22 protein-coding genes and 1 pseudogene are annotated in these 10,999 nt (G+C 47.3%); all 23 read right to left on the reverse strand.

All coding sequences use genetic code 11. The features are described from left to right. Window positions 1-14: 14 nt before the first annotated feature. Entirely contained in the window at window positions 15-1,343 is a 1,329-nt protein-coding gene (secY, locus tag ABY436_RS06095) for a preprotein translocase subunit SecY (protein ID WP_090730215.1), read from the reverse strand. Beyond that, entirely contained in the window at window positions 1,344-1,778 is a 435-nt protein-coding gene (gene rplO, locus ABY436_RS06100; RefSeq protein WP_090730213.1) for a 50S ribosomal protein L15, read from the reverse strand. It abuts the gene before it with no gap. A gap of 12 nt (window positions 1,779-1,790) precedes the next feature. Beyond that, on the reverse strand, window positions 1,791-1,973 hold the full coding sequence (gene rpmD, locus ABY436_RS06105) for a 50S ribosomal protein L30 (RefSeq protein ID WP_028470367.1): 183 nt from the start codon (window positions 1,971-1,973) through the stop codon (window positions 1,791-1,793). 6 nt (window positions 1,974-1,979) lie between these two features. After that, window positions 1,980-2,480, reverse strand: coding sequence for a 30S ribosomal protein S5 (rpsE, locus tag ABY436_RS06110; RefSeq protein ID WP_028470366.1), 501 nt, complete (start codon window positions 2,478-2,480; stop codon window positions 1,980-1,982). An 11-nt stretch (window positions 2,481-2,491) separates the two neighbouring features. Then, entirely contained in the window at window positions 2,492-2,842 is a 351-nt protein-coding gene (rplR, locus tag ABY436_RS06115; protein ID WP_090730211.1) for a 50S ribosomal protein L18, read from the reverse strand. A gap of 9 nt (window positions 2,843-2,851) precedes the next feature. Beyond that, a complete protein-coding gene (gene rplF, locus ABY436_RS06120) occupies window positions 2,852-3,385 on the reverse strand; it encodes a 50S ribosomal protein L6 (RefSeq protein ID WP_372738123.1) in 534 nt (177 codons plus the stop codon). 9 nt (window positions 3,386-3,394) lie between these two features. Then, window positions 3,395-3,787, reverse strand: coding sequence for a 30S ribosomal protein S8 (rpsH, locus tag ABY436_RS06125; protein ID WP_028470363.1), 393 nt, complete (start codon window positions 3,785-3,787; stop codon window positions 3,395-3,397). Window positions 3,788-3,869: 82 nt separating this feature from the next. Beyond that, window positions 3,870-4,175 carry a 30S ribosomal protein S14 gene (rpsN, locus tag ABY436_RS06130; RefSeq protein ID WP_372738124.1) on the reverse strand — a complete coding sequence of 102 codons (306 nt, stop codon included), beginning with the start codon at window positions 4,173-4,175 and terminating at the stop codon, window positions 3,870-3,872. 12 nt (window positions 4,176-4,187) lie between these two features. Next, window positions 4,188-4,727: a 50S ribosomal protein L5 gene (gene rplE, locus ABY436_RS06135; protein ID WP_090730201.1), complete on the reverse strand. Its 540-nt coding sequence runs from the start codon at window positions 4,725-4,727 to the stop codon at window positions 4,188-4,190. 12 nt (window positions 4,728-4,739) lie between these two features. Then, a complete protein-coding gene (gene rplX / locus ABY436_RS06140; RefSeq protein ID WP_090730199.1) occupies window positions 4,740-5,063 on the reverse strand; it encodes a 50S ribosomal protein L24 in 324 nt (107 codons plus the stop codon). A gap of 98 nt (window positions 5,064-5,161) precedes the next feature. Then, the gene (gene rplN / locus ABY436_RS06145) at window positions 5,162-5,530 is read right to left on the reverse strand and encodes a 50S ribosomal protein L14 (protein WP_372738125.1); all 369 of its coding nucleotides are present in this window, start codon (window positions 5,528-5,530) and stop codon (window positions 5,162-5,164) included. Window positions 5,531-5,605: 75 nt separating this feature from the next. Continuing rightward, complete coding sequence (gene rpsQ, locus ABY436_RS06150) at window positions 5,606-5,869, reverse strand: 30S ribosomal protein S17 (RefSeq protein WP_090730196.1); 264 nt, start codon at window positions 5,867-5,869, stop codon at window positions 5,606-5,608. Beyond that, window positions 5,866-6,060: a 50S ribosomal protein L29 gene (rpmC, locus tag ABY436_RS06155; RefSeq protein ID WP_372738126.1), complete on the reverse strand. Its 195-nt coding sequence runs from the start codon at window positions 6,058-6,060 to the stop codon at window positions 5,866-5,868. Before rpmC ends, rpsQ begins: the two co-directional genes overlap by 4 nt. Then, window positions 6,060-6,473 carry a 50S ribosomal protein L16 gene (gene rplP, locus ABY436_RS06160; protein WP_372738127.1) on the reverse strand — a complete coding sequence of 138 codons (414 nt, stop codon included), beginning with the start codon at window positions 6,471-6,473 and terminating at the stop codon, window positions 6,060-6,062. The genes rpmC and rplP overlap by 1 nt, the downstream gene beginning before the upstream one ends. Window positions 6,474-6,484: 11 nt before the next feature. Further along, window positions 6,485-7,171, reverse strand: coding sequence for a 30S ribosomal protein S3 (gene rpsC, locus ABY436_RS06165; protein WP_372738128.1), 687 nt, complete (start codon window positions 7,169-7,171; stop codon window positions 6,485-6,487). A gap of 24 nt (window positions 7,172-7,195) precedes the next feature. Next, a complete protein-coding gene (gene rplV / locus ABY436_RS06170; protein ID WP_090730188.1) occupies window positions 7,196-7,525 on the reverse strand; it encodes a 50S ribosomal protein L22 in 330 nt (109 codons plus the stop codon). 14 nt (window positions 7,526-7,539) lie between these two features. Then, window positions 7,540-7,818: a 30S ribosomal protein S19 gene (gene rpsS / locus ABY436_RS06175; protein ID WP_090730185.1), complete on the reverse strand. Its 279-nt coding sequence runs from the start codon at window positions 7,816-7,818 to the stop codon at window positions 7,540-7,542. A gap of 19 nt (window positions 7,819-7,837) precedes the next feature. Beyond that, entirely contained in the window at window positions 7,838-8,665 is an 828-nt protein-coding gene (gene rplB, locus ABY436_RS06180; RefSeq protein WP_372738129.1) for a 50S ribosomal protein L2, read from the reverse strand. A gap of 13 nt (window positions 8,666-8,678) precedes the next feature. Next, window positions 8,679-8,975: a 50S ribosomal protein L23 gene (rplW, locus tag ABY436_RS06185; protein ID WP_090730180.1), complete on the reverse strand. Its 297-nt coding sequence runs from the start codon at window positions 8,973-8,975 to the stop codon at window positions 8,679-8,681. Continuing rightward, a complete protein-coding gene (gene rplD / locus ABY436_RS06190) occupies window positions 8,972-9,577 on the reverse strand; it encodes a 50S ribosomal protein L4 (RefSeq protein ID WP_090730178.1) in 606 nt (201 codons plus the stop codon). The genes rplW and rplD overlap by 4 nt, the downstream gene beginning before the upstream one ends. An 11-nt stretch (window positions 9,578-9,588) precedes the next feature. Further along, the gene (gene rplC, locus ABY436_RS06195) at window positions 9,589-10,227 is read right to left on the reverse strand and encodes a 50S ribosomal protein L3 (RefSeq protein ID WP_090730176.1); all 639 of its coding nucleotides are present in this window, start codon (window positions 10,225-10,227) and stop codon (window positions 9,589-9,591) included. Window positions 10,228-10,340: 113 nt separating this feature from the next. Then, window positions 10,341-10,652: a 30S ribosomal protein S10 gene (rpsJ, locus tag ABY436_RS06200; protein ID WP_028470348.1), complete on the reverse strand. Its 312-nt coding sequence runs from the start codon at window positions 10,650-10,652 to the stop codon at window positions 10,341-10,343. 178 nt (window positions 10,653-10,830) lie between these two features. Further along, window positions 10,831-10,999: pseudogene (gene tuf, locus ABY436_RS06205) on the reverse strand (elongation factor Tu); the annotation flags it as partial.

Genomic DNA, 10,999 nt, shown 5'->3' on the forward strand with positions numbered 1-10,999 from the left:
CACTCCTAGAGCGCTCAGCGCAGTAAACCTGCACCGCCACCTTTGAGATTTGATTTTTTCATCAGGGACTCGTATTGGTGAGACATCAAATGTGACTGCACCTGAGCCATAAAGTCCATTACAACAACTACTACGATAAGCAGAGACGTTCCGCCAAAGTAGAAAGGTACATTCCAGGCAACAACTAAAAATTGTGGCATGAGAGATACCGCTGTGATGTAAAGTGCACCAAACAAAGTTAGGCGACCCAACACAGAGTCAATGTAACGAGCCGATTGCTCACCTGGGCGTATGCCCGGAATAAAAGCACCTGACTTCTTCAAGTTGTCTGCTACTTCACGAGGATTAAACATAATCGCCGTATAAAAGTAACAGAAGAACACTATGCATACTGAGAACAAAATGATGTAAAGCGGCTGCCCAGGCCCGAGAGCCAGAGCAATATCACCTAACCATTCCATTCCTTCAGTCTGACCAAACCATTGGCCAACTGACGCAGGAAACAGCAAAATACTAGACGCAAAGATCGGAGGAATTACACCGGCCATATTAACTTTCAATGGCAGATGGCTGGTCTGAGCAGCGTAAACCTGACGCCCTTGCTGACGTTTCGCGTAATTTATGGTGATACGGCGTTGACCGCGCTCCATAAATACAACAAAGCCGACTGTAGCGACCGCTAATACAGCAATCGCCAGTAACGCAAGGATGTTCAGATCACCCTGTCGTGCAGACTCGAAAGACTGCCCGATGGCACTCGGTAAACCAGCAACAATACCAGCGAAAATCAAAATCGAAATACCATTACCAATACCGCGCTCAGTTACCTGCTCTCCTAACCACATCAGGAAAACTGCGCCAGCTACCAATGTCACAACGGCGACAAAGTAAAAGCTGGGCCCTCCAAGGAAGGCAACACCCTGATTAGCTAGTCCAACAGCCATACCAAACGACTGAACAGTAGCCAGCAGGACAGTACCGTAGCGTGTGTATTGATTGATCTTACGACGACCCGACTCACCTTCTTTCTTTAATTGCTCAAGCTGCGGACTCACCACCGTCATCAACTGCATAATAATAGAGGCAGAGATATAAGGCATGATACCAAGCGCAAGAATACTCATACGCTCTAAAGCACCGCCCGAGAACATATTAAAGAGGCTGAGAATCGTCCCCTGATTTTGATCGAACAGTGCGGCCAGACGATCAGGGTTAATACCAGGCACAGGTATGTGTGCACCGATACGATAAACCACGATAGCCAGCAACACAAAGCGCAGACGAGACCATAGCTCACCTAAACCACTCTGATTGCCTGCCGGTATTGATCCTTTCTTAGCCATTTACGCCTCGACTTTGCCGCCAGCAGTTTCGATTGCAACCAAAGCACCTTTGGTCACACGAAGACCTTTGATGTTGACTGCTTTCTTAAGCTCACCTGACAGTATGATTTTTGCAGACTTGATCTCTTCAGAGATAATATCTGCAGCTTTCAACGCTGCCAGATCGATTACTTCCGCTTCAATGCCGTTCAGTTCGTTCAAACGAACTTCTGCAACAAAACGAGCTATACGGGAAGTGAAGCCGAACTTCGGCAGACGACGCTGCAACGGCATCTGACCGCCTTCAAAACCCGGTTTTACAGTACCGCCAGAGCGGGACTTCTGACCCTTGTGACCACGACCACCGGTTTTGCCCAAACCAGAACCAATACCGCGTCCTACGCGTTTTGGTGCAGGCTTAGAACCAGCAGCTGGACTTAGAGTGTTCAGACGCATGACGAACTCCTCTTACTCGCCTACTACACTAACCATGTAGTGGACTTTATTGATCATACCGCGAACTGAAGGAGTATCTTCCAGCTCAACAATATGTCCGATACGGCGCAAACCAAGACCCTTAACACATAATTTGTGCTTAGGCAGGATACCGATTGGGCTGCGGACCAGTTTTACTTTCAAAGTATTAGCCATAATCGTCTACCCCAGAATCTCTTCTACAGACTTACCACGCTTTGCGGCAATATCTTCAGGTGAGCGCATTTGCTGCAAACCTTTAAATGTTGCACGTACAACGTTGATAGGATTTGTAGATCCGTAGCATTTAGCCAATACGTTATGCACACCAGCAATTTCCAATACGGAACGCATAGCACCACCGGCAATTACACCAGTACCCTGAGAGGCTGGCTGCATATAAACTTTTGACGCACCGTGACGTGCTTTAATAGGATACTGCAAAGTATCACCATTAAGCTCAACACGGATCATGTTGCGACGAGCGGCTTCCATTGCTTTTTGAATTGCAACAGGCACTTCGCGGGCTTTACCTCGGCCGAAACCAACACGCCCTTTACCGTCACCAACTACAGTCAATGCTGTAAAAGCAAAAATACGTCCACCTTTAACTACTTTGGCTACGCGATTTACTTGAACTAGCTTTTCCTGTAGATCACCATCTTTTTGTTCGTGATTTGACATCATCGACCCCTTTAGAATTCCAGGCCGCCTTCACGGGCTGCGTCAGCTAGCGCTTTTATACGACCGTGGAATTTGAATCCCGAACGGTCAAAAGCAACCTTAGTGATACCTGCTTCTTTAGCGCGCTCTGCAATCAGTGCGCCTACTTTTACTGCAGCTTCGGCGTTACCAGTACTACCTGTGCGCAGCGCTTGCTCTACTGTTGATGCAGAAGCCAGAACCTGGCCGCCATCAGCAGAAATAAGCTGAGCATAAATGTGACGTGGTGTGCGGTTAACACACAGACGCGCAGCACCCAGTTCACGCATTTTCAGGCGAGCACGCAGTGAGCGACGAATACGAGCTTTTTTCTTAGCGTTCATAACCCTGCCTTACTTCTTCTTAGCCTCTTTACGACGAACATGTTCGTCCGCATAACGTACACCCTTACCTTTATAAGGCTCTGGTGGACGGAACGCACGAACTTCTGCCGCGACCTGACCAACCCGCTGCTTATCAGCACCACGAATAATAATTGTGGTTTGGTTAGGCATTTCAGCTGTTATGCCTTCAGGCAATTGATATTCGATTGGATGCGAGAAACCCAGAGTAAGATTAATAGCGCCTTCTTTAACGGCAGCACGGTAACCAACACCCTGTAATAATAAAGTTTTCGCGAAACCTTCGCATACACCGACAACCATGTTGTTAACAATAGAACGAGCGGTGCCAGACATAGAGCGCGCAATTTTAGAGCCATCGCGAGCAGCAAACGTCAGTACATCACCTTCTTGTTCCATCGAAACAGACGGGTGCATATTGATAGCTAACTGGCCATTCTTACCAGTAACACTAACGGACTGCCCATCAAGTTTCAGTTCTACACCTGCAGGAATGACTACGGGATTTTTAGCAATACGTGACATTGTAACCCCTTAGAATACCGTGCAAATGATTTCACCACCGATACCGGCAGCGCGTGCAGCACGATCAGTCATCATACCCTTAGAGGTAGATACGATCGCAACACCAAGACCAGCTGCAATAGTAGGCAGCTCTTTAGTTGCCTTATAGATGCGCAGACCTGGACGACTAACTCGTTTAATCTCTTCGATTACCGGCTTACCATCAAAATATTTCAGTTCGATAGTGAGAAGAGGTTTAGCTTCACCTTCTACAGCGTAGTCAGCGATATAACCTTCATTCTTCAACACTTCAGCAACTGATACTTTGATCTTGGAAGACGGCATGGATACAGCTGTTTTCTCAGCCATATGACCATTACGGATACGAGTGAACATATCCGCTAATGTATCTTGCATGCTCATGCATTTACTTCCTCAGTTGTGCAGCACAATGCGGTAGCAGTTCCCTGCCCTGACCACTGTGCTTACCATTTAACAAACTGTCTTACCAGCTTGCTTTCTTAAGACCCGGAACATCACCGCGCATTGCTGCTTCACGTAACTTGTTACGACACAGACCAAATTTACGATACACACCATGTGGGCGACCAGTAATCTGACAACGATTACGCTGACGGCTCGGGCTAGAATCACGCGGCAGTTTCTGCAGCGCAACAGTTGCGTCCCAACGCTCTTCTTCCGAAGAGGTGGCACTATTAATAATTTCTTTAAGCTGCGTACGCTTAACAGCGTATTTAGCAACAGCTTTGGTGCGCTTATCTTCACGCGCCTTCATTGATGTCTTAGCCATTCTTTACCCCTGTTAAATCTTAAACGGAAAATTCAGGGCAGCCAGCAGGGCGCGACCCTCGTCGTTTGTCTTAGCAGTAGTTGTGATCGTAATATCCAGACCACGCATCTTATCCACTTTATCAAATTCGATTTCAGGGAAGATGATCTGCTCTTTGACACCCATGCTGTAGTTGCCACGACCGTCAAAAGATTTCGGGTTCAGGCCACGGAAGTCACGAATACGCGGGATAGAAACATCTATCAGGCGATCCAGGAATTCCCACATCTGTTGTCCACGCAAAGTAACCTTACAACCGATCGGCCAACCTTCACGAACCTTAAAGCCAGCGATAGATGTACGCGCCAATGTCACTACAGGTTTCTGACCAGCGATTTTGGTCATATCATTTACAGCGTATTCCAGCTGCTTTTTATCACCTAAAGCTTCACCCACACCCATGTTCAGTGTGATCTTAGTCAGACGCGGAACAGCCATAATATTCGGGCTGCTTAACTCTTCTTTCAGCTTCTGCTTAACTTCGTTAGCATAAAGCGCTTTTAATCTTGACATAACATTCGCTCCTTATTTTCCGCCGCCGACGATTTCGCCGTTGGACTTGAAGAAGCGAACCTTGGTGCCATCTTCAAGCACTTTAAAGCCCACACGATCACCTTTACCTGTTGCGGAATTGAAAATCGCAACATTTGAAGTAGCAATCCCAGCTTCTTTCTCAACAATACCACCTGGCTTACCCAACTGCGGGTTAGGCTTGGTGCTTTTCTTGATCATGTTGATACCGGAAATAATAAGACGATCGTCCTTCAATACACGAAGAACTTTACCGCGCTTACCTTTATCTTTTCCTGCGATAACGACCACTTCGTCGTCACGTTTAATTTTACGCATGCTATACCTTTATCGCTTCCTACTACCTGCTCATGCTCAAAAACGCCAAACCCTTTCGGGAGTGGCGTTAAGCAGACAAAACTCCTGAGAATTCTGTCTTAAAGCACTTCAGGCGCCAGGGAAATGATTTTCATGAACTTCTCAGAGCGAAGTTCACGCGTTACTGGGCCAAAAATACGCGTACCCATTGGTGCGTTGTTATTGTTCAGCAATACCGCAGAGTTAACATCAAAGCGGATTACAGAACCATCAGGACGACGAACACCTTTACGGGTACGAACAACAACGGCATTAAGAACCTGACCTTTTTTAACTTTACCGCGTGGAATTGCTTCCTTCACAGTAACTTTAATGATGTCACCAATACCTGCGTAACGGCGGTGTGAACCACCCAGAACCTTAATACACTGTACTCGCTTAGCACCGCTGTTATCAGCGACATCAAGCATCGATTCAGTTTGAATCATGGTCTACTCCAAAATATGTTAGCTGCCCGTCAAAATCATGACGGGCAAACCGTCACTGGAGCGAAGGCGCGTATTCTACACCTTCGCAGCACGCTCTTCAATACGTACAAGCGCCCAAGTTTTACTCTTGGAGTAAGGACGGGTTTCTTCGATCGTTACAAGATCACCCGCATGGCACTCATTTTTTTCGTCATGAGCATGCAGCTTGGAGGAGCGAGTCATGAACTTTCCGTATATCGGATGCTTCTCTTTACGCTCAACCAGAACTGTGATGGTTTTATCCATCTTGTCGCTGACAACACGGCCAACAACGGTTCGAGTACGTTTTTCAGCGCTCATTTATCACCTGCCTTATCATTCAGTACTGTCTTAACGCGAGCCACGTCGCGACGAACCTGACCCAGAAGGTGAGTCTGTGACAGCTGACCAGTTGATTTCTGCATACGCAGATGAAACTGATCTTTCAGCAAACCCAGCAATACTTGCTGGAGCTCTTCTGAAGACTTTTCACGAAGTTCTTTGGCATTCATCACATCACCGTCCGTTTGACAATGGTTGTAGACACCGGCAATTTAGCAGTCGCAAGAGCAAAAGCTTCATTAACCAGTTCTTCAGGTACACCGCTAATTTCAAATAACACACGACCCGGCTGGATCTGCGCTACCCAATACTCAACGTTACCCTTACCTTTACCCATACGCACTTCTAGTGGCTTATTAGTAATCGGCTTATCTGGAAAAATACGAATCCAGATTTTACCGCCACGTTTGACGTGGCGGGTCATAGCACGACGCGCAGATTCAATCTGGCGCGCAGTAATACGACCACGGCCGGTAGCTTTGAGACCGTACTCACCAAAGCTAACTTTGCTACCGCGATGGGCCAGACCGCGATTGCGGCCTTTCATCATCTTACGGAATTTAAGTCGTTTAGGTTGCAACATTGACGTCTACCTCACTTAGAACCTTTCTTCTTAGGTGCATTAATTTTCTCAGCACGTACCTGACCGATACCACCAAGAACTTCACCTTTGAAGATCCAGACTTTAACGCCAATCACACCATATGTAGTGTGCGCCTCATAAGGTGCGTAATCGATATCTGCACGCAGAGTATGCAAAGGTACACGACCTTCACGATACCACTCAGAACGTGCGATCTCAGCGCCACCTAAACGTCCGCCTACCTGGATTTTAATGCCCTTGGCACCCAAGCGCATTGCATTCTGAACCGCACGCTTCATAGCACGACGGAACATAACACGACGCTCAAGCTGACTAGCAACACCTTGTGCCACTAACATTGCATCTAGTTCTGGCTTACGAATTTCTTCGATGTTGATGTGAACGGGAACACCCATCATTTTAGAAACAGCGTTACGCAGCTTCTCAACATCTTCACCTTTTTTACCAATCACGATACCTGGACGAGCCGTGTATATAGTGATCTTTGCATTCTGTGCAGGGCGCTCGATCTCGATGCGGCTGACAGAAGCATTTTTTAACTGACCTTCAAGGTATTCACGCACCTGAAGATCGTTCAGCAATTTTCTTGCATATTCAGACTTATCGGCATACCACACAGATGTGTGATCTTTGACGATTCCAAGTCGAATACCGGTCGGATGTATTTTCTGACCCATAACGAACTCTCCTAGCACTCAGCCTTAGTCGGACACCTTAACGGTGATGTGGGAGTTGCGCTTCAGGATGCGATCTGCGCGACCCTTGGCACGTGGCTTGATTCGCTTCATAGTCACACCTTCATCAACGAAGACAACAGAGACATGCAGCTCATCAATATCAGCACCGTCATTATGCTCGGCGTTTGCAATCGCAGACTCCAGCACTTTCTTGACGATATCTGCTCCTTTTTTCGGACTGAAAGCTAAGATATTCAAAGCTTCACCCACCGACTTCCCGCGAATCTGATCTGCGACTAAGCGCGCTTTCTGGGCAGAAATGCGGGCGCCTATTAATTTAGCAGCGACTTCCATCATTTAACCCCTTATTAACGCTTCTTAGCCTTCTTATCCGCAGCATGACCACGGTAAGTACGTGTAGCAGCGAATTCGCCAAGTTTATGGCCGACCATATCTTCAGTCACGAAGACTGGAACGTGCTGGCGGCCGTTATGAACTGCAATCGTCATCCCAACAAAATGCGGGAAGATAGTAGAGCGACGTGACCAAGTTTTAATTGGCTTACGATCGCCCGCATCAATTGCAGCTTCTACCTTCTTCAACAGGTGAAGGTCGATAAATGGACCTTTCTTCAGTGAACGTGGCACAGCTGTATCCTCAAGTTAGTTACTTAGCCGAACGACGACGAACGATTAGTTTGTTCGTACGCTTGTTCTTACGTGTCTTATAACCTTTAGTTGGAACGCCCCACGGTGTAACAGGATGACGACCGCCCGAAGTACGACCTTCACCACCACCATGCGGGTGATCAACTGGGTTCATTGCAACACCGCGGACGGTAGGACGAACACCTAACCAACGCTTAGCACCGGCTTTACCGAGCTGACGAAGACTATGTTCGCTGTTGCCAACTTCACCCAATGTTGCGCGACACTCAACCAGCACTTTACGCATTTCACCGGAACGCAGACGCAATGTAGCGTAAGTTCCTTCACGCGCAACTAACTGAGCAGATGTACCCGCAGAACGAGCGATCTGAGCACCTTTACCAGGCTTCAGTTCGACACAGTGAATAACACTACCCAAAGGTATGTTGCGCAACGGCAACGTGTTACCCGCTTTAATATCAGCATCAATACCGGAAACAACAGTAGCTCCGGCAACAACGCCTTTTGGCGCAATAATGTAGCGACGCTCACCATCTGCATATTTCAGCAGGGCAAGGTGCGCAGTACGGTTCGGATCATATTCCAGATGCTCAACAACGGCTGGGATACCATCCTTATTGCGACGAAAATCAACTACACGATAATGCTGCTTATGACCGCCACCAATGTGACGAGTCGTAATGCGACCATTATTGTTACGACCACCGCTCTTGCTTTTCTTTTCGATCAATGCAGCTAAAGGCTTGCCTTTATGCAGCTCAACACTTGCAACCTTAACTACGTGACGACGTCCAGCAGAGGTTGGCTTTGATTTCATAACCGCCATAACTTAACCTCTCTTATTCGCCACCAAGAAAATCAATCTCAGAGCCAGCAGCAAGACATACATATGCCTTACGAACATCGCTACGCTTGCCTAGGCCGCGTGCAGTGCGCTTGGTCTTACCCTTAGCATTGAGAACGTTTACGCCAGATACTTTGACGTTAAACAACTGCTCAACCGCTTCTTTGATTTCCGGTTTGGTAGCATCTTTAGCCACACGAAAAACTACCTGCTGAGCATCGTCAGCGACAATAGTTGCTTTTTCCGAGATATGAGGACCTAACAATACTTTGTATAGACGTTCCTGGTTCATGCTAATGCCTCCTCAATTTTCTTAAGAGCAGGTACAGTAACTACAACCTTATCAAAACCAACCAGGCTAACCGGGTCGATTCCTGCAACATCACGTACGTCCACATGCGGAACATTACGAGCAGCCAGGTATAGGTTTGCTTCAACATCTTCAGTCACGATCAACGCGTTTGCCAGATCAAATTCTTTCATCTTAGCAATAAACTGTTTAGTTTTCGGCGTATCCATGGAGAACTGATCAACAACTACCAGACGATCCTGGCGAACCAATTCAGAGAAAATGCAACGCATTGCTGCACGATACATTTTTTTGTTCACTTTCTGCGAGTGGTTACGAGGCTTCGCAGCAAACGTAACACCACCACTACGCCAGATAGGCGAACGAATTGTACCGGCACGCGCACGACCTGTTCCTTTCTGACGGAATGGCTTAGCGCCACCACCAGAAACTTCAGAGCGAGTTTTCTGTGCTTTTGTACCTTGACGAGCACCAGCCAGGTATGCATTAACAACCTGATGTACCAATGCTTCGTTGAATTCTTTACCAAATGCCAGATCGGATACTTCGACCGATCCATTAGCTCCAGCGAGATTCAGATTCATCATAACCCCCCTTAGGCGCCAGCTTTAACAGCTAGTTTAACGATTACGTCACCGCCAGTTGCGCCTGGAACAGCACCCTTGATCAATAACAGGTTACGCTCTACGTCTACACGTACAACTTCTAGAGTCTGAACAGTAACGCGCTCAGCGCCCATGTGACCTGCCATCTTCTTGCCTTTCCAAACACGACCAGGAGTCTGACACTGACCGATGGAACCTGCAGAACGGTGAGACAGTGAGTTACCATGAGTCGCATCTTGCATGGAAAAGTTCCAGCGCTTAATAGCACCCTGAAAACCTTTACCTTTAGATTGACCAGCAACATCTACTTTCTGACCTACTGCGAAGCGCTCAACTGTTAGTGAATCACCAACGTTGATACCTTCATCACCCGACAGACGGAACTCCCACAAACCACGCCCTGCTTCTACGCTGGCTTTAGCAAAGTGACCAGCTTTTGGCTTGTTCAGGCGATTAGCCTTAACAGCACCAGTAGTCACCTGCACAGCCATGTAGCCGTCAGTTTCAACAGTTTTAACCTGCGTTACGCGATTCGGATCCACCTCGATGACCGTGACTGGCACGGATACGCCATCTTCTGTGAAGATGCGAGTCATACCCGCTTTACGTCCGATTAAACCTACAGACATTTCCTATACCTCTTGCCAGTTGTGTACGGGGCTGTTACCCACTACGGCTGTCCATTTCAGGAACATTCCACAAACAGCGCTTCATTAAATAAATAATTCTGCGCAGTGACTGATTAGCCTAAACTGATCTGCACTTCTACACCCGCAGCTAGATCCAGCTTCATCAAAGCATCAACAGTTTTTTCTGTTGGCTCAACGATATCCAGAACACGCTTATGCGTACGAATCTCGTACTGATCACGCGCATCTTTATTGACATGCGGAGAGATCAGAACGGTAAAACGTTCTTTGCGAGTTGGAAGCGGGATCGGACCATGCACCTGTGCACCCGTACGCTTAGCAGTATTTACAATTTCCTGCGCGGACGAATCGATCAGGCGATGATCAAACGCTTTCAGACGAATTCTGATTTTCTGATTTTGCATTTTGATCACACTTTTCAAATGATTATTACGGCAATAGCCGACCTCCCCTTCTATGAAGGGGACGCAAATTCTACTCAGGAGAGCAGCCCACGTCAAGGCCGGCCGACTAATTATTAACCAAAAGCAAAAAAGCCCTCAATAAGAGGGCTTTTTACTATCACTAATTCCCGAAAAGGAATTACGCGATAATTTTAGATACTACACCAGCGCCTACAGTACGACCGCCTTCACGAATCGCAAAACGCAGACCTTCATCCATTGCGATTGGTGCAATCAGAGTAACAACCATCTTAACGTTGTCACCCGGCATTACCATCTCAACGCCTTCTGGCAGTTCACAGTTACCA

The organism is Neptunomonas sp., from assembly GCF_041601355.1.
Lineage (GTDB): Bacteria > Pseudomonadota > Gammaproteobacteria > Pseudomonadales > Balneatricaceae > Neptunomonas.

What these genes read in the sequence shown, in the direction of transcription:
- rplO (WP_090730213.1), bottom strand. Translation starts at nt 1,778, where the DNA reads ATGCGTCTGAACACTCTAAGTCCAGCTGCTGGTTCTAAGCCTGCACCA.
- rpmD (WP_028470367.1), bottom strand. Translation starts at nt 1,973, where the DNA reads ATGGCTAATACTTTGAAAGTAAAACTGGTCCGCAGCCCAATCGGTATC.
- rplP (WP_372738127.1), bottom strand. Translation starts at nt 6,473, where the DNA reads ATGTTGCAACCTAAACGACTTAAATTCCGTAAGATGATGAAAGGCCGC.
- rpsC (WP_372738128.1), bottom strand. Translation starts at nt 7,171, where the DNA reads ATGGGTCAGAAAATACATCCGACCGGTATTCGACTTGGAATCGTCAAA.
- rpsE (WP_028470366.1), bottom strand. Translation starts at nt 2,480, where the DNA reads ATGTCAAATCACGAACAAAAAGATGGTGATCTACAGGAAAAGCTAGTT.
- rplX (WP_090730199.1), bottom strand. Translation starts at nt 5,063, where the DNA reads ATGCGTAAAATTAAACGTGACGACGAAGTGGTCGTTATCGCAGGAAAA.
- rplV (WP_090730188.1), bottom strand. Translation starts at nt 7,525, where the DNA reads ATGGAAGTCGCTGCTAAATTAATAGGCGCCCGCATTTCTGCCCAGAAA.
- rplD (WP_090730178.1), bottom strand. Translation starts at nt 9,577, where the DNA reads ATGAATCTGAATCTCGCTGGAGCTAATGGATCGGTCGAAGTATCCGAT.
- rplC (WP_090730176.1), bottom strand. Translation starts at nt 10,227, where the DNA reads ATGTCTGTAGGTTTAATCGGACGTAAAGCGGGTATGACTCGCATCTTC.
- secY (WP_090730215.1), bottom strand. Translation starts at nt 1,343, where the DNA reads ATGGCTAAGAAAGGATCAATACCGGCAGGCAATCAGAGTGGTTTAGGT.
- rpmC (WP_372738126.1), bottom strand. Translation starts at nt 6,060, where the DNA reads ATGAATGCCAAAGAACTTCGTGAAAAGTCTTCAGAAGAGCTCCAGCAA.
- rpsQ (WP_090730196.1), bottom strand. Translation starts at nt 5,869, where the DNA reads ATGAGCGCTGAAAAACGTACTCGAACCGTTGTTGGCCGTGTTGTCAGC.
- rpsH (WP_028470363.1), bottom strand. Translation starts at nt 3,787, where the DNA reads ATGAGCATGCAAGATACATTAGCGGATATGTTCACTCGTATCCGTAAT.
- rplB (WP_372738129.1), bottom strand. Translation starts at nt 8,665, where the DNA reads ATGGCGGTTATGAAATCAAAGCCAACCTCTGCTGGACGTCGTCACGTA.
- rplF (WP_372738123.1), bottom strand. Translation starts at nt 3,385, where the DNA reads ATGTCACGTATTGCTAAAAATCCCGTAGTCATTCCTGCAGGTGTAGAA.
- rpsJ (WP_028470348.1), bottom strand. Translation starts at nt 10,652, where the DNA reads ATGCAAAATCAGAAAATCAGAATTCGTCTGAAAGCGTTTGATCATCGC.
- rplW (WP_090730180.1), bottom strand. Translation starts at nt 8,975, where the DNA reads ATGAACCAGGAACGTCTATACAAAGTATTGTTAGGTCCTCATATCTCG.
- rplE (WP_090730201.1), bottom strand. Translation starts at nt 4,727, where the DNA reads ATGTCAAGATTAAAAGCGCTTTATGCTAACGAAGTTAAGCAGAAGCTG.
- rplN (WP_372738125.1), bottom strand. Translation starts at nt 5,530, where the DNA reads ATGATTCAAACTGAATCGATGCTTGATGTCGCTGATAACAGCGGTGCT.
- rplR (WP_090730211.1), bottom strand. Translation starts at nt 2,842, where the DNA reads ATGAACGCTAAGAAAAAAGCTCGTATTCGTCGCTCACTGCGTGCTCGC.
- rpsN (WP_372738124.1), bottom strand. Translation starts at nt 4,175, where the DNA reads ATGGCTAAGACATCAATGAAGGCGCGTGAAGATAAGCGCACCAAAGCT.